Annotated in this window: 17 protein-coding genes and 1 pseudogene; 6 read left to right on the forward strand and 12 right to left on the reverse strand. The window is 65.0% G+C overall.

Features of this window, described 5'->3' with window-relative positions:
* Positions 1-94 precede the first annotated feature (94 nt).
* Positions 95-2,644 carry a glycogen/starch/alpha-glucan phosphorylase gene (locus tag CK489_RS11660; protein ID WP_095732444.1) on the reverse strand — a complete coding sequence of 850 codons (2,550 nt, stop codon included), beginning with the start codon at positions 2,642-2,644 and terminating at the stop codon, positions 95-97.
* Positions 2,645-2,903: 259 nt separating this feature from the next.
* Between CK489_RS11660 and CK489_RS11665 the strand changes: the two genes are divergently transcribed.
* Complete coding sequence (locus CK489_RS11665) at positions 2,904-3,137, forward strand: hypothetical protein (protein WP_095732403.1); 234 nt, start codon at positions 2,904-2,906, stop codon at positions 3,135-3,137.
* Between the two features lie 274 nt (positions 3,138-3,411).
* On the opposite strand, the pseudogene CK489_RS11670 reads toward CK489_RS11665, so the two are convergent.
* A pseudogene (locus CK489_RS11670) lies at positions 3,412-3,704 on the reverse strand (GIY-YIG nuclease family protein).
* Between the two features lie 197 nt (positions 3,705-3,901).
* Between CK489_RS11670 and CK489_RS11675 the strand changes: the two are divergent.
* Positions 3,902-4,333 carry a hypothetical protein gene (locus CK489_RS11675; RefSeq protein WP_050626887.1) on the forward strand — a complete coding sequence of 144 codons (432 nt, stop codon included), beginning with the start codon at positions 3,902-3,904 and terminating at the stop codon, positions 4,331-4,333.
* Here the strand turns inward: CK489_RS11675 and CK489_RS11680 are convergent.
* Positions 4,330-5,100 (reverse strand): DUF2865 domain-containing protein, encoded by a 771-nt coding sequence (locus tag CK489_RS11680; RefSeq protein ID WP_245350330.1) that lies wholly within the window; start codon positions 5,098-5,100, stop codon positions 4,330-4,332. The two genes, CK489_RS11675 and CK489_RS11680, sit on opposite strands and share 4 nt — an antisense overlap.
* Before the next feature lie 201 nt (positions 5,101-5,301).
* Positions 5,302-5,865, reverse strand: a complete 564-nt coding sequence (pyrE, locus tag CK489_RS11685; protein WP_095732405.1) for an orotate phosphoribosyltransferase — start codon at positions 5,863-5,865, stop codon at positions 5,302-5,304.
* A gap of 191 nt (positions 5,866-6,056) precedes the next feature.
* On the opposite strand from pyrE, the gene CK489_RS11690 reads away from it, so the two are divergent.
* On the forward strand, positions 6,057-6,683 hold the full coding sequence (locus CK489_RS11690) for a glutathione S-transferase family protein (protein ID WP_050626889.1): 627 nt from the start codon (positions 6,057-6,059) through the stop codon (positions 6,681-6,683).
* A 183-nt stretch (positions 6,684-6,866) separates the two neighbouring features.
* On the opposite strand, the gene CK489_RS11695 is transcribed toward CK489_RS11690, so the two are convergent.
* A complete protein-coding gene (locus CK489_RS11695) occupies positions 6,867-7,808 on the reverse strand; it encodes a LysR family transcriptional regulator (protein WP_095732406.1) in 942 nt (313 codons plus the stop codon).
* 108 nt (positions 7,809-7,916) lie between these two features.
* On the opposite strand from CK489_RS11695, the gene CK489_RS11700 reads away from it, so the two are divergent.
* On the forward strand, positions 7,917-8,489 hold the full coding sequence (locus tag CK489_RS11700; protein ID WP_095732407.1) for a hypothetical protein: 573 nt from the start codon (positions 7,917-7,919) through the stop codon (positions 8,487-8,489).
* 97 nt (positions 8,490-8,586) lie between these two features.
* Here CK489_RS11700 and CK489_RS11705 read toward each other — a convergent pair whose 3' ends face one another.
* The 7 genes from CK489_RS11705 to CK489_RS11735 form a co-directional block, all read right to left on the reverse strand.
* Positions 8,587-9,222 (reverse strand): LysE family translocator, encoded by a 636-nt coding sequence (locus CK489_RS11705; RefSeq protein ID WP_095732408.1) that lies wholly within the window; start codon positions 9,220-9,222, stop codon positions 8,587-8,589.
* Between the two features lie 79 nt (positions 9,223-9,301).
* Complete coding sequence (locus CK489_RS11710; RefSeq protein WP_283807261.1) at positions 9,302-9,931, reverse strand: LysE family translocator; 630 nt, start codon at positions 9,929-9,931, stop codon at positions 9,302-9,304.
* Between the two features lie 56 nt (positions 9,932-9,987).
* Positions 9,988-13,026, reverse strand: coding sequence for a DNA polymerase I (gene polA / locus CK489_RS11715; protein WP_095732409.1), 3,039 nt, complete (start codon positions 13,024-13,026; stop codon positions 9,988-9,990).
* A 226-nt stretch (positions 13,027-13,252) separates the two neighbouring features.
* The gene (locus CK489_RS11720) at positions 13,253-13,990 is read right to left on the reverse strand and encodes a response regulator (RefSeq protein ID WP_050425909.1); all 738 of its coding nucleotides are present in this window, start codon (positions 13,988-13,990) and stop codon (positions 13,253-13,255) included.
* The gene (locus CK489_RS11725; RefSeq protein WP_095732410.1) at positions 13,987-15,732 is read right to left on the reverse strand and encodes an ATP-binding response regulator; all 1,746 of its coding nucleotides are present in this window, start codon (positions 15,730-15,732) and stop codon (positions 13,987-13,989) included. Before CK489_RS11725 ends, CK489_RS11720 begins: the two co-directional genes overlap by 4 nt.
* On the reverse strand, positions 15,702-17,768 hold the full coding sequence (locus tag CK489_RS11730; RefSeq protein WP_198960904.1) for a sensor histidine kinase: 2,067 nt from the start codon (positions 17,766-17,768) through the stop codon (positions 15,702-15,704). The genes CK489_RS11725 and CK489_RS11730 overlap by 31 nt, the downstream gene beginning before the upstream one ends.
* 34 nt (positions 17,769-17,802) lie before the next feature.
* Positions 17,803-18,792, reverse strand: coding sequence for a TRAP transporter substrate-binding protein (locus tag CK489_RS11735; protein WP_095732411.1), 990 nt, complete (start codon positions 18,790-18,792; stop codon positions 17,803-17,805).
* Positions 18,793-18,988: 196 nt separating this feature from the next.
* On the opposite strand from CK489_RS11735, the gene ugpB reads away from it, so the two are divergent.
* Both ugpB and CK489_RS11745 read left to right on the forward strand, forming a co-directional pair.
* A complete protein-coding gene (gene ugpB / locus CK489_RS11740) occupies positions 18,989-20,308 on the forward strand; it encodes a sn-glycerol-3-phosphate ABC transporter substrate-binding protein UgpB (RefSeq protein WP_430649148.1) in 1,320 nt (439 codons plus the stop codon).
* Between the two features lie 215 nt (positions 20,309-20,523).
* Positions 20,524-21,474, forward strand: coding sequence for an aminoglycoside phosphotransferase family protein (locus tag CK489_RS11745; RefSeq protein ID WP_198960905.1), 951 nt, complete (start codon positions 20,524-20,526; stop codon positions 21,472-21,474).
* Positions 21,475-21,519 lie beyond the last annotated feature (45 nt).

Here is a 21,519-nt window from a genome sequence, read left to right on the forward strand (position 1 = left end):
GCTCCGCTCGCAATGACGCTGCTGCAACAGCAGTAGCCCAGCGACTGCGCCAAATTCAATGATGTCGGACGTAATCGATTTCCGCGCCCCGGGATTATCCCTTCGCCTCGCGCTGGCTGCCCAGCTGCGGCGCGGCGGTCGGGTGCACCGGCACGTGCCAGATGTCCTCGGCGTATTCGCGGATGGTGCGGTCGGAGGAGAACCACGCCATGCGCGCCACGTTGAGGATCGAGGCGCGGGTCCAGGCCGGCGGCACCTGCCAGCGCGCGTCGATGCTACGCTGCGTGTCGTAGTAGGAATCGAAATCGGCCGAGACCATGTAATGGTCGAGGTAGCGCAACGCGTGCCCGATCGAGGCGAAGCGCGCGGCATCGCCCGGCGAGAACTCGCCGCTCTCGATGGCACGGATCGCGCGCTCGAGCCGTGGCGATCTGCGGATCACGTCAGAGGCATCGAGCCCCTGCTTGCGGCGGACCATGACGTCGCCGGCCTCAAGGCCGAAGATCGCGATGTTCTCGGGTCCGACGGCGTCGCGGATTTCGATATTGGCGCCGTCGAGCGTGCCGATGGTCAGCGCGCCGTTCAGCGCGAGCTTCATGTTGCCGGTGCCGGAGGCTTCCATGCCGGCGGTCGAGATCTGCTCGGACAGATCGGCGGCCGGAATGATCACCTCAGCGAGGCTGACATTGTAGTCGGCGAGGAAGACCACCTTCAGTCTGCCGCCGAGCGAGGCGTCATTGTTGACGACCTCGGCGACGTCGCTGATCAGCTTGATGATCAGCTTGGCGTAGCGATAGCTCGCCGCCGCCTTGCCGGCGAAGATCTTCACCCGCGGCACCCAGTTCGCGGCCGGGTCATCCTTCATCGCGTGATACAGCGCGATCGTCTCCAGGATGTTGAGCAGCTGCCGCTTGTATTCATGGATGCGCTTGATCTGCACGTCGAACAGCGCCGACGGGTCGACCTTGACGTTGTTGCGCTCGCCGATCAGCCGCGCCAGCGCCAGCTTGTTGTGATGCTTGACGTCGCGGAAGCGCTTCTGGAATTCGAGGTCGCTGGAATGGGCCTCGAGCCGATCGAGCAGCGAGAAGTCGTCGAGCACGGCCTCGCCGCAGGTCTCGCGCAACAGCGCGGTCAGCCGCGGATTGGCCAGCATCAGCCAGCGGCGGAAGGTGATGCCGTTGGTCTTGTTGGTGATGCGCTGGGGATAGAGGTGATGGAGATCGTGGAACACGGTCTCCTTCATCAGGTCGGAATGCATCGCCGAGACGCCGTTGATGCGATGCGAGCCGACGAAGGCGAGCTGGCCCATCCGCACCCGGCGGCCGCTGCGCTCGTCGATCAGCGAGACCGAGGCGCGATATTCGATGTCGCCGGGGAAGCGTTCCTCGGCAAGCGCGAGATGGGCCACGTTGATGCGGTAGATGATCTCGAGATGCCGCGGCAGCAGCCGCTCGAACAGTTCGACCGGCCAGGTCTCGAGCGCCTCGGGCAGCAGCGTGTGATTGGTGTAGGACAGGGTTGCGACCGTGATCTTCCAGGCCTCGTCCCAGCGGAAATTGTGCAGGTCGACCAGGATGCGCATCAGCTCGGTGACGGCAAGGCTCGGATGGGTATCGTTGAGCTGCACTGCCGCCTTCTGCGCGAGGTTGCGCAGGCCGCCGTCGGAGGCGAGGTGCCGATTCACCAGATCCTGCAGCGAGGCCGAGACGAAGAAATATTCCTGGCGCAGGCGGAGCTCGCGGCCCGCCGCGCTCTCGTCGTTCGGATAGAGGAACTTGCAGATCGCTTCCGCGCGCGCCTGCTCGGCGCTGGCCGAGACGTAGTCGCCCGAGTTGAACACGTCGAGCTTGAGCGGGTCGGGCGCATGCGCCGACCACAGCCGCAGCGCGTTGACGTGCTGGCCGCGCCAGCCGACGATCGGGGTGTCGTAGGCCATCGCCTCGACGGTTTCCGACGGATGCCAGGTGGCGCGGTCGCGACCGCGTTCGTCGACATGCTCGACATGGCCGCCGAAGTGGACGTTGTAGACCACCTCCGGCCGCTGGAACTCCCAGGGGTTGCCGAACGCGAGCCACTCGTCGGGATATTCCTGCTGCCAGCCCTGGTTCATGATCTGGCGGAACAGGCCGAAATCGTAGCGGATGCCGTAGCCGGTCGCCGGGATCGCCAGCGTTGCCATGCTCTCCATGAAGCAGGCCGCGAGCCGCCCGAGGCCGCCATTGCCGAGCGCCGCATCCGGCTCGCATTTGCGCAGGTCCGAGAGATCGACGCCGAGGTCGCCGAGCGCGGCCTCGAACAGCGGCAGGAGCCCCATATTGTTCAGCGCGTCGGTGAACAGGCGACCGATCAGGAATTCCAGCGAGAGATAATAGACGCGCTTGGCGCCGGCATCGTAGGTCTGCTTCTCGGCCGTCAGCCAGTGGTGCACGATGCGGTCGCGCAGCGCCAGCGCCGCCGCCTTGTACCAGTCACGCCGGGTCGCAACGGTGGCGTCCTTGCCGATCGCAAGCCGCAGCTTGGCCAGGATCGCGCCCTTGATCTCGGTCAGCGCCAGCTCGTCAACCGGCTGATTCAAGGCCGGATAATTTGTCTGTTCCTGCAACGCCCAATCCCTGCCGTTCAGACGGGAACCTGATGCCATGGCAGGCATCATGCTCTCGTCGCCTTGTTTGAGCATGGTCCCTCGGAAATTCCGGTACCCGCGGTTCCCCGATCATGCTCCGACGCAATGATACGCGCGTTGCACGGCAATCGAAACCGTCCGGGACAAGGCCATGCAGCGCTGCCGTGAATTTATGCAAGGACCGGGCCGCTCCGGGAACCTTCCGAAGCCGCCCGCGCAGGTGCTACGATCGGCTGCGAAACGCGAGATTTTGCGACAATTTAGCGGAGGATGCGTGATGAGGCTTTTGATCGAGATCGCGGCCGCGGCATTGCTCGTAGTGTGCATCACGGCGACCAGCGCAGCCTATGCGGCGGGCAAATTGGGCCGCAGCGCCGACGGCCTGACGTGCGGCTTCAGCGTGGCGCAGAACGCGTCGCCGGCGGCGCGCTGTGCCGCCATCAAGCGGCAATGCGGCGGCAAGTTCTACGCAAACGCCTGCGGCGACCGACTGCTGTCGGCGGCGAATTGACGGTCGCGCAAGGCGCCTTCACGCGCAATCGGGAACACCGTGGTGATACGGATTCCCAGAACTTAAGGAGTTCTTTACAAACACCCCTGTCGCTCGTGGGGCGGGCAACATTTCAAGCTCCGACGCATTTCATTCCGAAGCAATTTTCAACGGGCCGCTGACCTAGTCAGCGGCCCGAATTGCTTTGGGGGGAGGCATGTCCGTGACAGAGCGATGATGCTCGGTCGCGCCACATCGTCGTCCTGGCGAAAGCCAGGACCCATTACCCCAACTGTCAAATGAGGTCGGACCGGTCGCTCCAATCCGGATTTCCGCTTCAATCAGCTTGATCTTCCAATCGCGTTTCCAGAACTTCAATTGCTTCTCGCGTGCGATGGCTTCCTGCGGTGTGGCGAATTCCTCGACATGAACGAGACGTAACACCTCGTATTGGTGCACGAACTTGGAGCCGCGGCCAGAACGATGCAGTTCAAGCCGCGTACGGATGTCATTGGTGACGCCGATGTAGAGCGTTCCGTGATGCCGGCTCGCGAGAATGTAGACGTAGTAGCTGACCGCAGCTTTCATGGTTTGGCCCAAGCTCGCGATATGTCGACCTGCTGGGGTAATGGGTCCTGGCTTTCGCCAGGACGACACCCATCGATGACCATCTATAAACCAACCAGAACGAATTAAGAACACTTTAGCAAGTCTTTGATATATCATTATGATTCGGCGCTGTGCCGATACAATATCTAGGGTCTCCCAGCCTCCGCGAGGACTACATGTCCACCATCGCCTTCGATCAGTTCGCTCTCACCCGCATCGCGGATTTCGCCCGCTCGCTGTCGCGGCTGCACCAGGCCTCGCGGCGCCAGCCGATCGACGACGACCAGCTCGATCGCGAGTTCAACGCGGTATGCATGTCGATCTGGGGCTACACCACGGATGATTTCAGCGACGAGCTGTTTTCGCTCGACGATCACGCCTGGCTCGATTCGCTCGACGAGGCGCATGCGCGCCTGTTCGCCGCCGAGCAGGGCTACGATCTCGTCGACGACCACGGCATGCTGACGGATTGGTGGGGCTATTGCTGGATGATCCTCGCCGAGAAGCGCGGTCTCCTCACCGCCGAGAACCGCGCCGCCGCGCGGGCGGCGATCGAGGAGAAATACATGGCCGCGCCGAACGTGATCGGCGTGATCGTGGCGCGTTAATTCGCCTCGGCGCGCTTGCCGGACTTTGCCGCGTTGCCCTTCGGCGCGACGGACGACGGCGCGACATCGCTTCTGGTCTCCGGCAGCGGCGCGTCGCTGGCGAGCTCGGCGCTGACGGGCGCAACCCTCATCTCGCCGAGCCGCGCGCGGACCGCCGCAGTCAATCCGGGATAGGAGGCGACCGGGGTGAAGTCGAACGACTGCTCGTTGCCGACCCGGACGCCGGTATAGGCGACCAGGCCGTCGGTGGTCGCGATCACGTCGCCGGCCTTCAGCGAGGCGTCGAGCGCGAGGTCGACCGGCGCGAGCCCCGCCGGGTCGCGGCCGTTGCAGGTGCAGTCGGCGCGCAGCGCCTTGCGATAGGCGAAGGCGGTCTCGCTGTCGGCGTAGCGCTCGCCCGTGCTCGATGCCGAGCTGTCGATATGGCCGCCGTAATAGACCTTGGTCGCGCTCGCCGGACAGAAGGCCTGGCACAGCTGCGCCGGCGTCGCGTTGCCGCGCATCGTCAGCGGAAAATACTTGCCGTCGCAGGTCCGCACGCAATAAGCCGGCCCGGAACCGGCGACGCGCGGTGCCGAGGTGGGTGTGGAAGTCTGCCGTTCCGGCTGGTTGAGGCCGAACGGATCGGCGAAGAAATTGGCCTGCGGCGGGGCCTGCCGGCCCTGCTGCTTCTGGGAACCGCCGAAGAAGAAGTCGAACAGCCCTTCGGCTGAGACGGGAGCGGGCACGACCACGACGGAACCCGCAAAGGCTGCGGCGGCAAGCATCACACAGCGCCGCACGCGCCGATCACTCAACTCTGTACGCAACGCCAACTCCACCCGACGCGCCGCGGCGGCAAGGTGCCCCGGCGGATTCACCTTAGAGCGGGATGGTAAACGAGCGATTGATTCAGCGTGACGGCGTCACAAGCAGAAGGCGAGATCGAGCGAGCTTTCCTTCACCTCGCCCCGGGAGCAGAGAGACCTTCAGTCCTTCAGGAACTCGCCGGCCTTGTACAGCGCGCGGAACGGCAAGCCGGCTTCGGCAAAGGTCTCGGTCGCGCCTTCCTCGCGGTCGACCATGGTGAAGACCAGCGCAATCTCGCCGCCGACCTCGCGCACCGCTTCGACCGCCTTCAGCGCCGAGCCGCCCGTCGTGGTGACGTCCTCGACGATCACGATGCGCTTTCCGGCAAGGCTCTCGCCCTTGGCGAGGCCTTCCACCGCGAGCCGTGCGCCGTGCTCCTTCGGCTTCTTGCGCACGAAGAAGGCGGCGATCGGGTGGCCCTTCAGCCAGGACAGCTGTGCGATCGCGCCGGCGAGCGGCACCGCTCCCATCTCGAGCCCGCCGACGAAATCGAGCTTGTCGTCCTTCAGCGCCTCATAGGTGAGCTCGGCGAGCAGCGCAGCGCCCTCGGGATCGAGCATCGTCGGCTTCAGGTTGAAATAGAAGTCGCTCTTGCGGCCCGACGCCAACGTGATCTCGCCGCGGCCGAACGAACGCTTGCGGATGATCTCGGCGAGGCGGGCGCGGGAGGCTGATTTGGACAAAGACTTCTTCCCTTGAGGGTTTGAGGCGGGCGGCAATCTATCGGCGGTTACCGGGACATTCCAGCGCGGAAATCCGGCCGTCAACAGCGCCTATGCCGCGATTTCCGCGGGCGAGCTTTCCGGAAAGCGCGGTTGTGCGGCCGGTTCGATCCCCCTAAAGCAGTCGCCAAATATCTGGAAGGGAAGCGGAAATGACCATCGAGCTGCACACCTGGAACACGCCCAATGGCCGCAAGATCTCGGTGGCGCTGGAGGAGATGGGGCTGCCCTACAAGGTGATCCCGGTGAATATCGGCAAGGGCGAGCAGATGGCGCCCGCCTTCCTCGCGATCAGCCCGAACAACAAGATCCCGGCGATCGTTGATCCCGATGGCCCCGGCGGCAAGCCGGTCAGCATCTTCGAGTCCGGCGCAATCCTGCTCTATCTTGGCGAGAAGACCGGCAAGTTCCTGCCGAAGCCGCTCGCCGAGCGGATCCCGGTCTATGAGTGGCTGATGTGGCAGATGGGCGGTTTCGGCCCGATGCCGGGCCAGGTGCACCATTTCATCGCGCTGGAGAACGAGCAGGATCGCGCCTACGGCCTGAAGCGCTACATGGCCGAGACGCGGCGGCTCTACGGCGTGCTGGACCGCAGGCTGGATGGCCGCGATTTCGTCGCCGGCGATCTCTCGGTCGCCGATTTCGCCATCCTCGGCTGGGCCTGGCGCCATCCGCGCCACAAGGTCGATCTCGGCGACTTCCCCAACGTCAAGCGCTGGTACGAGACGCTGATGGCCCGCCCCGCGACGAAGCGCGGGATGGAAGCGAAGCTGGATTGAGGGGGTCTTCCCTTCTCCCCTTGCGGGAGAAGGTGGCACAGGCGGCCAACGGCCGTTTGTAATGCAACGCCGACGCGTAGCGTCGGCTACGGCGGCAGATGAGGGGTTGTCTCCGCAGACGATCTCGTGGAGGGAGACCTCACCCGGCTTCGATGCTTTGCATCGAGGCTCCCGGCAGGGCGATCACCCCTTTGTTTCCTCCGGCCTTGGCAGAGGCGAGACGTGCTTGGCAAACTTGCGTCCCGGATAGTGTTTGCCGCAATAGGCGACGAGTTCGTCGATAAAGGATTTGGCATAAGGGGCCAGAAAGCGCTGCGGATCCCAGGCTACGGCTGTCCATCGCCCGATCGAAGCGCCCCTGTGAAGCAGCGGAAGGGCGTGGACGCTGGCGGGGATCTGAACATTCGACGGCACGATGGCGACATCGTTGCCGCCTCTTGCCAGCGCGAGCAGCGTGTGAGGCGCGGCGCTTTCGAGGATCACGCGTGGCCTGACGTGCGCGATGTTGCAGGCGGCATCGAACCAGCCGCGAGATGCGAAGTCCCGCCGCAGCAGCAGCAATGACTCCTCGGCGAGTTCGGCAATCTCCAGCTTCCGCCTGCTTGCGAAGCCATGCCGTGGCGAAACGGCAGCAAGCACATGGACGGGAGCCAGCAGCCGGCGGTGATAGCCATCGTCGGCGGCTGGAATGATCGCGAGATGAACGTCGCCGCGCTGCAGGCGATCCGGAACGCGGGCACCACCGTCCTCGACCAACTCTATGACCACGGAGGGGTGCTTGCGTCGGAATGAGGGGAGGAAATTGGCCAGCACCGTTTCCATATGCTGGGTGCTGCAGCCGACCCGCAGCGCGCCCGCGTGGCCGGTTCTCAGCGCGCGCGCACGCTCGCCGAAAGATTCGACATCCTGCAGGAGACGGCGGCCGCGCCGTAGCAGATCTTCGCCTTCTGAAGTCAGCTTGATCCCGCGGCCCACGCGATCGAACAACGGAATCCCGAGTTCGTCCTCGAGCCCCTGGATCTGGCGAGAAGCCGCCGGCTGACTCAGGCGCAACTGCTGTTGCGCGGCGGCAAAGCCGCCGGCCTCGGCAACGACGACGAAGGTGCGCAGCTGTCGAAGGTCCATTTCAATGCATCAATTGCATGAATTGATGGATATTAAATGCATTGGACACATTGAGCAAGCCGCGCCATGCTTCCGTCAAGCCGAAACCTTGTCCAAAGGGGAATCCCGATGTTCGACACTGAGCGTTTCGTTGCCGACTGCCGTGATGCGTTTGCGGCAGACCCGTCTCACCGGGCCGTTCATGAGGTCGTTGCCCGCGCGATGTCTGAACCGACCGCGGTATTCAGGGCACTCGGCGAGCCGGAGCGCCCCGAAAGCCGTGCGCTCTTCCATTCCCCGACGCTGACCATCCTCCACGTGGTGTGGCCGCCCGGGTATATCGTGCCGCCTCACGATCATCATATGTGGGCCGTGATCGGCGTTTATGCAGGCCGTGAGGACAACGTCTTCTGGCGCCGCATTCCGGGCGAGCCGAACCGGATAGAGGCAGCGGGTGCCAGGGCCTTGTGCGCGCGCGATACCGTGCCGCTCGGCACCGAGATCATCCATTCAGTGATCAATCCGATAGATCGGCTGAGCAGTGCGATCCACGTCTACGGCGGCGATTTCTTTGCCACAGAACGGAGCAAATGGGATTCGTTGACGCTTGAAGAGGGCCGGTCCGACCGCGAAGAAGCGCGCCGCAACTTCGAACGGGCGAGCGCGCGTTACGAAGCAAGTCTGCGCGAGGCCGCCGGTTGACCGCAGCAAAGGTGCCTGACAAACACCTCGCAAAACCTGCGCATCGGGCGCGAGAGAACGAGCGCGTCCTCGTTCGACAAGGAGAGCGGGGGCCTCGCTAGGCCCGCCGCGCCTCGAGCGCCATCTTCATCGCTAGCCCCGCGAGCACCGTGCCCATCAGCCAGCGCTGCACCAGGAGCCAGGTCGGGCGGGTGCCGAGGAACACCGCGATCGAGCCGGCGGCGAGCGCGATCATCGCGTTGACGCTGACGCTGATCACGATCTGGATCGAGCCGAGCGCGAGCGACTGCGTCAGCACGCTGCCGCCGGCGGGATCGATGAACTGCGGCAACAGCGCCAGATAGAGCATCGCGATCTTCGGATTCAGCAGATTGGTGAGGAAGCCCATTGCGAACAATTTGCGCGGGCCGTCGACCTTCAGCGCCTTGACCTGGAACGGCGAGCGGCCGCCGGGCTTCAATGCCTGCCATGCCAGCCAGAGCAGATAGGCGGCGCCGGCGAAGCGCAGCGCGTCGTAGGCATAGGGAATCGCGAACAGCAGCGCGGTGATGCCGAACGCCGCACACAGCATGTAGAACACGAAGCCGAGCGCGACACCGCCGAGCGAGACGATGCCGGCCGCCGGCCCCTGTGTGATCGAGCGCGAGATCAGGTACATCATGTTCGGTCCCGGCGTCAGCACCATGCCGAGGCAGACGAGCGCAAAGCCGAGCAGGGCGGATATGTGGGGCATGATGGGTCTCGCGAGGGGATGCAGACACTTCTAGCGTGTCATCCGCCGCGCGGCCATGTCGGAATTGTCCTCGGATCAATTATCGCGGGTGGCCGGTCGCGACCGCGAACCATATCGCGATGCCGACCAGTGCGATGGCAAACGCTCCGCGGATCGTCCGGCGGTTGTTGGCGACGTCGATGGCCGACTGCATGGCGCCGGCCAGCGCGACGACGGCTGAATGGATCAGGGTTGCGATCGCGACATAGAGCACGCCTAGCATCAGCGTCTGCATCGCGAGAGAGCCGCGGTCCGGCTGAACGAACTCAGGCAGCACCGTTACATAGAACACCGCGGCCTTTGGATTGAGCAGGTTCGTGATCAAGCCGCGCTGGAATGCGGGCCACGGCTGCTCCTTCGTCGCCGTCTCGGGAGAGCCGTCCACCTGACCCGACCAGGCGTCCCAGGCGAGCCACAGCAGGTAGAGCACGCCGCCCCAACGCAGCAGCCCATAAAGCACCGGCGAGCCGTCGACCACGGCAGCCAGGCCGAACGCAGCGATCACGGCGTAGGTCATCAGGCCGAGCGCGATGCCGCAGACCGCGGCAAAGCCGCTGCGCATGCCGCTCGAGAGCGACAAGGCAGCGAGATAGGTCATGTTGGGACCGGGCGTGAGCTCGATCAGGAGCGCGGTCAATGCGAATGCAAGCAGCGGATCGATGTCAGCCAAGGGTCAACTAAGGCTCCCACCCAAACGACGCAACCGATCGGGCCGCGAGCCACCGGTCAATGCGCCTCGTCCCAATTGTTGGCGGCACGGGCATCGACCTGCAGCGGCAGCGACAGGATCACCGCCGGGAACGGCGCGTCCTGCATCACCTTCTGCACCACCGGCAGCGTCGCCGCGACCTCGTTGTCGGGCACCTCGAAGATCAGTTCGTCATGCACCTGCAGCAGCATCTGCGCCGAGAGCTTCTTCTCGGCGAGCGCGTCCTCGACCCGGATCATGGCGCGGCGGATGATGTCGGCCGCGGTGCCCTGCAAGCGCGCATTGATCGCGGCGCGTTCGTTGAAGGCGCGCACCGAGGCGTTGGAGGCCTTGATATCGGGGTAGTAGCACTTGCGGCCGAACAGCGTCGTCACATAGCCGTTGCGGCGGCAGAAGTCCTTGGTCTCATCCATGTAGGCCCGGATGCCGGGGAAGCGCTCGAAATACTTCTTGATGTAGGCCGAGGCTTCCTCGCGCGCGATGCCGAGCTGGTTGGCGAGGCCGAACGCCGAGATGCCGTAGATGATGCCGAAATTGATCGCCTTGGCGCGGCGGCGCACTTCGCTCGGCATGTCCTTGATCGGCACGCCGAACATCTCGGAGGCGGTCATGGCGTGAATGTCGAGCCCGTCGCGGAATGCCTGGCGCAGCACCGGCACGTCGGCGATCTCCGCAAGCAGCCGCAGTTCGATCTGCGAATAGTCCGCAGACACCAGCTTGTGGCCGGGCGTCGCGATGAAGGCGCGGCGGATCTTGCGGCCATCCTCGGTGCGAACAGGGATGTTCTGCAAATTCGGCTCGTTCGACGACAGCCGGCCCGTCGTGGTCGCGGCCAGCGCGTAAGTCGTGTGCACGCGATGGGTCTGCGGATTGACGTAGGTCGGCAGCGCATCGGTGTAGGTCGATTTCAGCTTCGAGACCTGGCGCCATTCCAGAATCTTCTTCGGGAATTCGTGGCCCTGCTCGGCGAGATCGTCCAGCACCTGCGCGGTGGTCGACCATGCGCCGGTCTTGGTCTTGGTGCCGCCGGGCAATCCCATCTTGCCGAAGATGATGTCGCCGATCTGCTTCGGGCTGCCGACATTGACCGGCTCGCCGGCGATCTCCTGGATCTCCGCCTCGACCCGCGCCGCGGTCTGCGCGAAATCGCCCGAGAGGCGCGACAGCACCTGGCGGTCGATCGAGATGCCGCGGCGTTCCATCCGTGCCAGCACCGAGACCAGCGGCCGTTCCAGCGTCTCGTACACCGTCGTCATCCGCTCGGCGACCAGGCGCGGCTTCAGCACCCGCCACAGCCGCAGGATCACGTCGGCGCTTTCGGCGGCATATTCGGTCGCCTTGTCGATCGTGACCTGGTCGAAGGTCAGCCTGCCCTTGCCGCTGCCGACGAGGCCGCCGTAGCTGACGACGGCATGGCCGAACCAGCGCTCGGCGAGCTGTTCCAACGCATGCGAGCCGCGGCCGGCGTCGAGCGCATACGACATCAGCTGCGCATCGTCGATGTTGCGCAGCGTGACGCCGTGCTGCGCCAATGTGACCGAGGTGAACTTGACGTTGAAGCCGACCTTCTGGATGCCGGTCGACTCCAGCAGCGGCTTCAGCGTCTTCAGCACATCAGCGGTCTTGATCTGGCCGGCTGCGAGGCCCGCATCGAACAAGCCCGCGCCGCCGCCGGGCTCGCGGTGGCCGAGCGGCACGTAGGCAGCATCGTTGGGCGCCACGGCCAGGGCCAGTCCTGCCAGCTCGGCCTGCATCGGGTCGATCGATTCCGACATCGCCTCGATCGCGATGTAGCCGGTGTCGTGCGCCCGCGCGAGCAGGGCGTTGAGTTGATCGAGAGTGCCGACCGTCTGGTAGGCCTTGCGATCGAACCCGGTCTTGCGGATCGCCTCGCCACGGGCTTCGGCCAGCGCGGCCGGCGTGCCTCGCCGATTGGAGTTCTTGTCGTCGCGCGCGCCGGTCGGCTTGGCCTTCGCAACCGGTGCTGCGGCCGACGCCGGTGAGCCCCCGGGCGCCGGCGTCACATCCGACGACGGCAGCGGCGAGAACACGCTGGCGCCGCTCTTGTTGCCGGGATCGGCGTCGACATTGGCGGGATCGATCTGCGCATAGTCGGCGACACGGCGGGTGAGGGTGGTGAACTCCATCGCCTTGAGGAAGGCGATCAGCCGGCGCGAGTCCGGCTCGTGCACGGCGAGGTCGTCGAGCGGCACCTCGAGATCGACCTTGTCGTCGAGCAGCACCAGCTGGCGCGAGATGCGCGCCTTCTCGGCGTTCTCCAGCAGCGCCTCGCGCCGCTTCGGCTGCTTGATCTCGGTGGCGCGGAACAAGAGCTGATCGAGATCGCCATACTCGATGATCAGCTGGGCTGCGGTCTTGATGCCGATGCCGGGCACGCCGGGTACGTTGTCGGTGGAGTCGCCGGCCAGCGCCTGCACCTCGACCACCTTCTCCGGCGGCACGCCGAATTTCTCGATCACCTCCGGGATGCCGATGCGGCGATCCTTCATCGTGTCGTACATCACGACCTTGTCGGTGACGAGCTGCATCAGGTCCTTGTCGGACGACACGATGGTCGTGCTCGCGCCGCGCTCGTTGGCGAGCCGTGCATAGGTCGCGATCAGATCGTCGGCCTCGAATCCCGCCTGCTCGAGACAGGGCAGGTCGAAGGCGCGCACCGCTTCGCGGATCAGCGCGAATTGCGGGATCAGATCGTCGGGCGCCGGCGGCCGGTGCGCCTTGTAGTCCGGATAGAGCTTGTTGCGGAACGTGATCTCCGACTTGTCGAACACGATCGCCAGATGGGTCGGCCGGTTGTCCTCGGGCATGTCGCGGAGCAGCTTCCACAGCATGTTGCAGAAGCCGAGCACGGCGTTGACCTGCAGCCCGTCGGACTTGCGGTTGAGCGGCGGCAGCGCGTGATAGGCGCGGAAGATGTAGGACGAACCATCGACCAGAAAGACATGGTCGCCCTTGGCCGCGGCTTTGGCGGCAACGGGCTTGGGGGCGGTCTTCGGAGCGGGCTTGGCGGGGTCTTTGGAGGCTGTTTTCGGCATGGCCGAAACTTAGGGATTTTTGCGGAGAATGACAGCCTTACGTGTGTGGATTCCGTGCGTGCCGCACAGCCAAATCGTCTCCCGGCGAAGGCCGGGACCCATAACCACAGCCATTCGTTGTTGGAGCGCGCTGTGGCCCCATCGTCGTCTCACCACAGGCAGTCGGGGTAATGGGTCCCGGCCTTCGCTGGGACGACGGTCAAATGGCGGACGACACCGATAAAGACTAAGCCTTGTCGCCGGTCGGCGAGAACAGGTAGCCGCCGCCGCGGATGGTCCGGATCACGGACGGCTTGGTCGGATCGAATTCGATCTTGCGGCGGATGCGCATGATGCGCAGGTCGACGGCGCGGTCGAAGGCTTCGGCGTCGCGCGCATTGGCCAGTTCCAGCAGCCGCTCGCGCGACAGCACCCGCTTCGGATTGGCCGCGAACACCTTGAGCAGGCCGAATTCGGAGGCCGTCAGCGGGTGCTCGTTGCCCTCGTCGTCGCGCAGTGCCTGGGCCTCGAGGTCGAGCCATTTGGTGCCGAACCGCACCAATTGCTCCTTTTCAGCCTTCGCGCTCGCCGGTTCCGGCGCGGCTGATTTGGCCGGCCCGCTCCGCCGCAGCACCGAGCGGATCCGCGCCATCAATTCGCGCAGCTCGCAGGGTTTTGCCACATAGTCGTCGGCGCCGAGCTCGAGCCCGACCACGCGGTCGATCGGGCTGGCAGTAGCTGTCAGCATGATGACGGGGACGTTGATCTTGCTCTTGAGGTCGCGAATGATCGACAGCCCGTCTTCCTCGGGCATGTTGAGGTCCAGCACGACGAGATCGGGCGTGCTGCTCTCGATCTCCTTGCGCAGGCTCTTGCCGCCGTCGCACAGCGTCACGCCGAAGCCGTGCATCTTGAGGTAATCGCCGACCATCTCGCGGGCCGGGGCCTCGTCGTCGACGATGAAGATATGCGGGTTCTGGTTCATGTCTCTGTCGCCGGCAGTGTAACCGTAAAGGTCGACCCCTGTCCGGGGCCCGGGCTCTGTGCGGTCACATGGCCGCCATGCATGTCGATGATGCGCTTGACGATGGAAAGCCCGAGGCCGGTCGAGCTCTCGCCCGCGGTCGGCTTGGCCGACAGCCGCTGGAACCGGCCGAACAGCCGGCCGAGATCCTCCGGGCTGAGGCCGGGGCCCTGGTCGGCGATCCGGATCACGGTGTCGTCGCCCTCGTGGCTGACCTGGACCGTGATCTTGCCGCCGATCGGCGAGTACTTGATGGCGTTGCTGACGAGATTGTCGATCGCCTCGCGGATCCGGTCGGCGTCGCACATCGTGACGAAATGCTGCGGCCCGGAGACCGCGATGCTCTGCTGCTTGTTGACGGCCGAGGGCAGGTTGGCCTCGGTGACCTCGTTGACGAGGGCCGCGACGTCTACCGGCTCGCGGCGGATGGTGATGTCGAAGGCATCCGCCATCGCATCCGAGATCAGGTGGTCGACCATCGATGTCAGCCGCTTGGTGGCGTCACGAATATGCTCGACCTGCGCGGTGACGTTCTCCTTCGGCGAGCCGGCGCCGATCAACTCGGTCAGCATCTCGGTGCGGCCGAGGATCACACCGAGCGGATTCTTCAGATCGTGGGCGACGGTGCCGAGGATCTCGTTCTTGAAGCCGTTGGCGCGCTGCAGCCGCAGCCATTGCGCCGACAGCCGCCGGTTGGCCTGCATCAGCGCGCGGGTGCGCTGCGCGACGCGGTCCTCGAGCTGGGTGTTGGCTTCGTGCAGCTGCTGGTACAGGATCACGTTGTCGAACGCGATCGACAGCCGGCTCGAGAAGATCTCGACCAGCGCGCGGTCGGTGTCGGAGAGCTGGCGCTCGGCCTGCAGCAGCACCACCACCTCGCGGCCGGAGCCGGTGCGCGAATAGAGCACGCTGCGGTGGTCGGCGAACTCGTTCTTGCGGCGCTGGAAGGCTTCCTCGACCATGTGCCGCAAGTCAGCATCGAGCGCCTTCGACGAGGTGGTGCCGATGAAGCGGCTGTAGCAGCCCGAGCAGGCCAGCACCGAGAAATCGCATGCGGCGGCGTTGCCGTCGTCGCGCAGCACCAGAATGCCGGCGCAATCGACATTGAGCAGCGAGGCGAGCTGGGTCAGTACGCCCTCGGCCAGCCGTTGCATCGACTTGAAGTCGTACAGCGTCGAGGCGGCGTCGATGATGATCTCGAGCCCGCGCCTGGTCTGCACCATGCGCTCGAGCTGCTGGTAGCTGCGCAGCGCCGCGGTCAGCGAGGTGAACAGCTTGTCGGCGGTGAGCTCGGTCTTCGCCTTGTAGTCGTTGATGTCGTACTGCACGATGACGCGGCGCTCCGGCGCCTGGCCGGGCTGGCCGGTGCGCAGGATGATGCGGACGGTCTCGTTCCTGATCTCGTTGCGGATGTATTCGACGAGCTCGAGCCCGGCGACGTCGGTCTCCATGATGACGTCGAGCAGCACGGCCGCGATGTCGGGGTTGTCCCGCATCAGCGTGCGGCCTTCGGCCGCAGAATAGGCGGACAGGATCTCCAGCGTCGCGCCGTTCAGATTGTAGTCGCTCAGTGCGAAGCGGGTGCCCTCATGGACGGCGTGATCGTCGTCGATCACGGCGATCTTCCATTTGCGGGCCGACGAGTCCTCCGGGGGGCTCTCGGTGTCGTCGATCAGTTGGAGGACATCGTCCTGTTCGGCCATTGACTGCTTCCGTCGGCTGCTGCGTCAGTGATCGTGGGCTCGCCCTTGGCAGCCCCCTTGGCGATCCTGGGCATGATAATGCGAAAAGTGGTGCCTTGTCCTACCCTTGACTCCAGCATCATGCGTCCGCCGAGCTGCTGGGTGACGAGGTTATAGACGATATGGAGGCCGAGGCCCGTACCACCTTCGTTGCGGCGCGTCGTAAAGAACGGGTCGAACGCCTGTCGCTGCACGTCCGGCGTCATGCCAGCCCCGTCGTCCGCGAAGATGATCTCGACATCGTCAGTGCCGCGCCCGCGCGCCGAGATCGTGATGTTGCCGGAGCGGCCATCGGCAAAGGCATGATTGACGGCGTTCAGGAAAAGATTGGTTAAGATCTGGCCATAGGCGCCGGGATAGCCGTCGATCAGCAGCCCCTCGGGCACGTCGACGGACAGCGCGATCGCCGCCTTCTTCAGCACCGGCCGGAGGCTCGCCACGATCTGGTCGGTGGATTCGCTCAAGGAGAACTGGCGGCGTTCGGCATGCGAGCGGTCGACGGCGACCTGCTTGAACGACTGGATCAGCTCGCCGGCGCGCTGCAGGTTGGAGACCAGTTGCTGCGATGCGTCACGCGAGGCGCGCACGAATTCGTCGAGCTTGGAGCGGCGCAGCGGCTCGGTCTTCAAATCGTTCTCGAACATCTCGCTGCGGCGGGCAAAGCTCGAGGCGACCGTCAGGCTGATGCCGATCGGATTGTTGACCTCGTGGGCGACGCCGGCAACGAGGCCGCCGAGCGCGGCGAGGCGCTCGGCATCGATCAGGTTCTGCTGCGCGGTGTTGAGTTCGAGCAGCGCGCTCTCGGCCTTCTCCTTGGCGGTGCGCAGCTCGTCCTCGGTCTTGCGCTTGGCGATGGCGTTCTCGCGGAATACTTCCACCGCGCGCGCCATGGCGCCGACCTCGTCCTTGGCCGAGGTGCCTTGCACCGGCCGGTCGAGGTCTCCAGAGGTGATGGTGCGCATCGCGGCCATGATTTGCGCCAGCGGCAGCCGGATCGACAATGCGATCATGACGCCGGCGGACATGATGACGCCGAGGAAGATCACCGCGATCGACAGCACGCGGCGCGAGATCGAGGTCAGCGTCTTGTCGAAGGTCTCCTGCGCCTTCTGCTCGCGCTGGCGCATCTTCACCGAGAGATCGTCGATCGCGCCGATCGCGTCGGCCTGGCTGGCGTCGATCGAATTGCGCAACAGATCGGTGCGGTTGGTGAGCTGCTCGCTGAGCTTGCCGAGGCCGTCGCGCAGCTCAGCGGTCTTGACCTTGAGCCGCGCCAGCGCCATGCGCTGCAGATCGTTCTCGGCCAGATCGGTCATGACCGGGATCGTCCGCTCGATCGTATCGATGTTGCGGCGGGCTTCCTCGGCCGACGAGGAGGCCAGCGAGAGGTAGTAGGCGTTGGCGGCGACCAGGAGCGAGGTGAACGCCTCGCGCGACTTGCCGAGCGCCGGCCAGATCAGCGCGTCGCGATGGCCGGTGGCGCCCTCGATGATCGAATACAGCCCGGCCATGTCCTTGGTCGGCGTCAGCACCTGCTCGTCATAGGTCTTCGAGATCCGGGTCTGCACCGTGCGCAATTCGCCGAAGCCGTCGAGGAAGCGGCTGGTGGCGCGTTCGAGCTGCTCGACCGAGCCGGACAGCATCGGGTCGGTCGAGGCCCGGTTGGTCAGCGTGCCGAGCACGGCCTCGCGCAGCAGCAGGATTTCCGCGAACAGGTCCGGGCTCGGCTGGTTGATGTAGCGATGGATCAGGTTCTGCAGCCGGCTGGTCTCGCTTTCCAGCTTGGCCAGGATCTTGTCGGATTCCCGCACCTGGCGGACATCCTCCCAGGCCGAGCCGAGCACCTTCGAGCCGTTCCAGATCAGCACCGCGAGCACGATCACGACCGCCGAATTGAGCAGCGCGATCGACAGGATGCGCCAGCGGATCGGCACCGCACGCAGCAACTGCACGATGCGGAAGCGGCCCTGCGGCCCGAAGGCCGCCCGCCGTTGCATCGTCCGGTCCTGTTGGGGTGCGTCCAAGATCCGGTCACTCCACGTTGCGGATGCGTTCGATCAGCGCTGCGATCGCCGGATCGCGCTCGGCCTTGGCATAGATGCCGGCCATCGCCGCCTCGAACGGCTTGCGGTCGAGGTCAGTCACGACCTTGACGCCTGCGAGCTCCGCCTGTTTGCGCGAGCGCTCCTCGAGCTCCCGCCACTTCTCGCGCATGTAAAGACTGGAGCGCTGCGCGGCGTCGCGGAAGATGGTCTGCTCATCGGGCGAGAGGCTGGCCCAGGCCTTGCGCGACATCACCAGCACTTCGGGGCTCACGGTGTGTCGGGTCAAGGTGTAGTAGCCGGCGTATTTGTGGTGACCGGTGGTGACGAAGGACGGCCAGTTGTTCTCGGCACCGTCGATCAGCCGGTTGGCGAGTCCTGTGAGCACCTGGCCGTAGGCCATCTCGACCGGCTGGGCGCCGAGCGCGCGGATCATATCCGACATCTGCTCGGATTGCTGCACGCGCAGCCGCAATCCCTTGAGGTCGTCGAGCGAACGCACCGGGCGGACGCTGTTATAGATCGAGCGGGCGCCGGAATCGTAGAAGGTCAGCCCGACGAAGCCATGGGCCTCGAGACTGCTGAGGATCTCGTTGCCGATCGGCCCGTCCAGCACATGCTGCAGGTGCTCAATCGATCGAAACAGGAACGGCATCGCCAGCACGTTCACGGACGGCACCATGGTCCCGATCAGCGCGACATTGGTCCGGTTCAGATCGATGGCGCCGGCCCGGGTCTGCTCCAGCGTCTCCTTTTCCTCGCCGAGCTGGCGGGAATGGAAGACCACGATGCGGTGCCGGCCGCCGGTGCGTTCGGCGATCAGACGGTCCATGTAATTCAGCGCCTGGACGGTCGGATAGTCTTCATTCTGGGTGTCGGCGGTCCGGAACTCGCGCGCAAAAGCGCTCACCGAAACCGCTGCCCATGACAGCGCGACGGCAAGCGTTATTGTCCGCGAAAGGCCGGCGCGGCGGTACACAGGCTACAATTCCCCTTGTGATTTGTGTCCAGGGCGGGAGCAAAAAGGTTCAACGCTTTTTAGCAGAATGACGATGGTTCGCCCATCGGCCAAACGTTAATTCGGCGCTGCAACCTGCGGTGTCGATTGAATCTCCGGTTGTAGCGCCTTATGAGGGCATGTTGGCATCCGGGAGCGGCTGGTCGTGAAGTTCGCCTTGAAGCTCGTCTTGAAGCTCCTGCATCTCGTCGTCGTGACGCTTCTGCTTGTGGCGCCCGCGCAAGCGGCGACCGACATCATGTGGTGGCACGCGATGTCGGGCGAGCTCGGCAAGCAGCTCGAGAAGCTCGCCGCCGACTTCAACGCCTCGCAATCCGACTACCGGATCGTGCCCGCCTACAAGGGCAACTACACCGAGACCGTGACTGCGGCGATCTTCGCCTTCCGCTCGCGCAGCCAGCCGGCGATCGTTCAGGTCAACGAGATCGCCACCGCCACCATGATGGCGGCCCGCGGCGCGATCTATCCGGTGTTCGAATTGATGCGCGATCAATCCGAGGCGTTCACGCCGTCGGCCTATCTGCCCGCGGTGGCCGGCTACTACGCCGATGTCGACGGCAACATGCTGTCGTTCCCGTTCAACGCCTCGACGCCGATCCTCTACTACAACAAGGACATGTTCCGCTCCGCCGGGCTCGATCCGAGCCAGCCGCCGAAGACCTGGCCGGAGCTCGGCATCGTCGCCAAGCGGCTGCGCGCGGCCGGTGCGATGTGCGGCGTCACCACGTCATGGCCGTCCTGGATCAATGTCGAGAATTTCTCGGCCTTCCACAATTTACCGATCGCGACCAGGTCCAACGGCTTTGCCGGGCTCGACGCGCAGCTGGTCTTCAACAACCCGATCGTGCTGCGTCACATCGCGCAGCTGGCGCAATGGCAGGCCGACAAGACGTTCGATTACAGCGGCCGCGGGCAGGCGGCCGAGCCGCGTTTTCAGAAGGGCGAATGCGGCATCTTCATCGGCTCGTCGGGCACGCGCGCCGACATCCAGGCCAATTCGAAATTCGAGGTTGGCTACGGCATGATGCCGTATGAGCCCGACGTGCAGGGCGCGCCGCAGAATTCGATCATCGGCGGCGCGACGCTGTGGGTGCTGCGCGACCGGCCGCGCGCCGAATATGCCGGGGTCGCGAAATTCTTCGCCTATCTGTCGCGGCCGGAGGTGCAGGCAGCCTGGCATCAGAACACAGGCTATCTGCCGATCACCCGCGCGGCCTTCGATCTCACCCGCGCCCAGGGTTTCTACGATCGCAATCCCGGCGCCTCGATCTCGATCGAGGAGGTCACGCTGAAGCCGCCGACCGACAATTCGAAAGGCGTCCGCCTCGGCTCGTTCGTCCTCATCCGCGACGTGATCGAGGAGGAGCTCGAGCAGGTGTTCGCCGGCAAGCGTTCGGCACAGGCCGCGATGGACGACGCTGTCGAGCGCGGCAATCGCCTGCTGCGCCAGTTCGAGCGCGCCAATCCGGACCGGTGATGGACAAACATCTTCCCAGGATGACGGAGCAGCAGTCGAGCAGCCTGGATGAATGTATATGAGTCACTGACTGCGCAACAGATTCGGTGTCGTCCCTGCGAAAGCAGGGACCCATAACCACCGAAGCTCATGGCTGCGCACCACTGGGACGACGAGTTTCTTTCATAACATCAGCAGCAGAGTATGGGTCCCTGCTCCCGTGCGCATTCCTTGAAATGATATCCCTTCCACCCATCACCGACTACGACACCTATCGCGCCTGGCGCAGCGACACCTCGCGCTGGCTGCCGGTCGCGCGCGATATTGCCGATGGCCACGGGCTGTCCTGGGGCCCGCCGCATGTGTTCTCGACCGGCACCAATCTCGTTGTCGGACTCGGCGGCGACCTGATCCTGAAGCTGTTTCCGCCGTTCCTGCGCCCGCAATTCGTCTCCGAGCGCGGCGCGCTGGCCGAGTTGCGCGGCCGGCTCGGCATTCCGATCCCCGATCTCATCGCGGAGGGCGAGCGCGACGGCTGGCCCTATCTCGTCATCACACGCCTTTTCGGCACCGTCGGCTCGGAGGTGTGGCCGTCGCTGTCGGAGGCCGAGCGGGAGCGCGTGCTCGGCGAGATCGGCGCCGTGATCGCCGAGGTGCAGCGGGCGCCGCCCGGTGGCCTGCTCGCGATCGGGCAACCCTGGGACGCCTTCATGCGGGGCCAGATCGCGCAGTGCCGGGCGCGGCATGAGCGGCTCGGCCTGCCAGCGAAATTCCTCACTTCGCTCGACGATCTCCTGCGCGACGCCACTGAGTTGATCCCGATGCACGCGCCGCCGGTGATCCTGACCGGCGAGTACATCCCGGAGAATTTCCTGCTGGGGCGCCGTGCCGACGGCTGGCACGTCGCCGGCCTGTTCGACTTCGGCGATGTCCGGACCGGATGGGGCGAGTACGATCTGCTCGGCCCCAGCGCCTTCATGGCCGCCGGGCATCCGCGCCTTGTGCGCAGCCTGTTCGATGGCTTCGGCATCCCGCGCAGCGAGGTGAATTTCGCGCTGAAGCGGCGGCTGATGGCGCTGATGATGCTGCACTCGGCCAGCGATCCGCTCCGGCACGTCTGCATCGAAGGTTGGCCGGATCGGGTCGATGATCTCGTGCAACTGCAGGAACTGATCTGGCCGGAGTAACTGTCTGAATCGATCGTCGGCCAGAAAGCGAGCAACGCCCGTGCT

The organism is Bradyrhizobium sp. UFLA03-84 (assembly GCF_002289535.1).
GTDB lineage: Bacteria > Pseudomonadota > Alphaproteobacteria > Rhizobiales > Xanthobacteraceae > Bradyrhizobium > Bradyrhizobium viridifuturi.

Bases quoted from the DNA above. Each gene is read 5' to 3' on its own strand.
- CK489_RS11660 (WP_095732444.1), bottom strand. From the start codon at position 2,644: ATGGCATCAGGTTCCCGTCTGAACGGCAGGGATTGGGCGTTGCAGGAA.
- CK489_RS11665 (WP_095732403.1), top strand. From the start codon at position 2,904: ATGAGGCTTTTGATCGAGATCGCGGCCGCGGCATTGCTCGTAGTGTGC.
- CK489_RS11675 (WP_050626887.1), top strand. From the start codon at position 3,902: ATGTCCACCATCGCCTTCGATCAGTTCGCTCTCACCCGCATCGCGGAT.
- CK489_RS11680 (WP_245350330.1), bottom strand. From the start codon at position 5,100: ATGCTTGCCGCCGCAGCCTTTGCGGGTTCCGTCGTGGTCGTGCCCGCT.
- CK489_RS11690 (WP_050626889.1), top strand. From the start codon at position 6,057: ATGACCATCGAGCTGCACACCTGGAACACGCCCAATGGCCGCAAGATC.
- CK489_RS11695 (WP_095732406.1), bottom strand. From the start codon at position 7,808: ATGGACCTTCGACAGCTGCGCACCTTCGTCGTCGTTGCCGAGGCCGGC.
- CK489_RS11700 (WP_095732407.1), top strand. From the start codon at position 7,917: ATGTTCGACACTGAGCGTTTCGTTGCCGACTGCCGTGATGCGTTTGCG.
- CK489_RS11705 (WP_095732408.1), bottom strand. From the start codon at position 9,222: ATGCCCCACATATCCGCCCTGCTCGGCTTTGCGCTCGTCTGCCTCGGC.
- polA (WP_095732409.1), bottom strand. From the start codon at position 13,026: ATGCCGAAAACAGCCTCCAAAGACCCCGCCAAGCCCGCTCCGAAGACC.
- CK489_RS11720 (WP_050425909.1), bottom strand. From the start codon at position 13,990: ATGAACCAGAACCCGCATATCTTCATCGTCGACGACGAGGCCCCGGCC.
- CK489_RS11725 (WP_095732410.1), bottom strand. From the start codon at position 15,732: ATGGCCGAACAGGACGATGTCCTCCAACTGATCGACGACACCGAGAGC.
- CK489_RS11730 (WP_198960904.1), bottom strand. From the start codon at position 17,768: ATGCAACGGCGGGCGGCCTTCGGGCCGCAGGGCCGCTTCCGCATCGTG.
- CK489_RS11745 (WP_198960905.1), top strand. From the start codon at position 20,524: ATGATATCCCTTCCACCCATCACCGACTACGACACCTATCGCGCCTGG.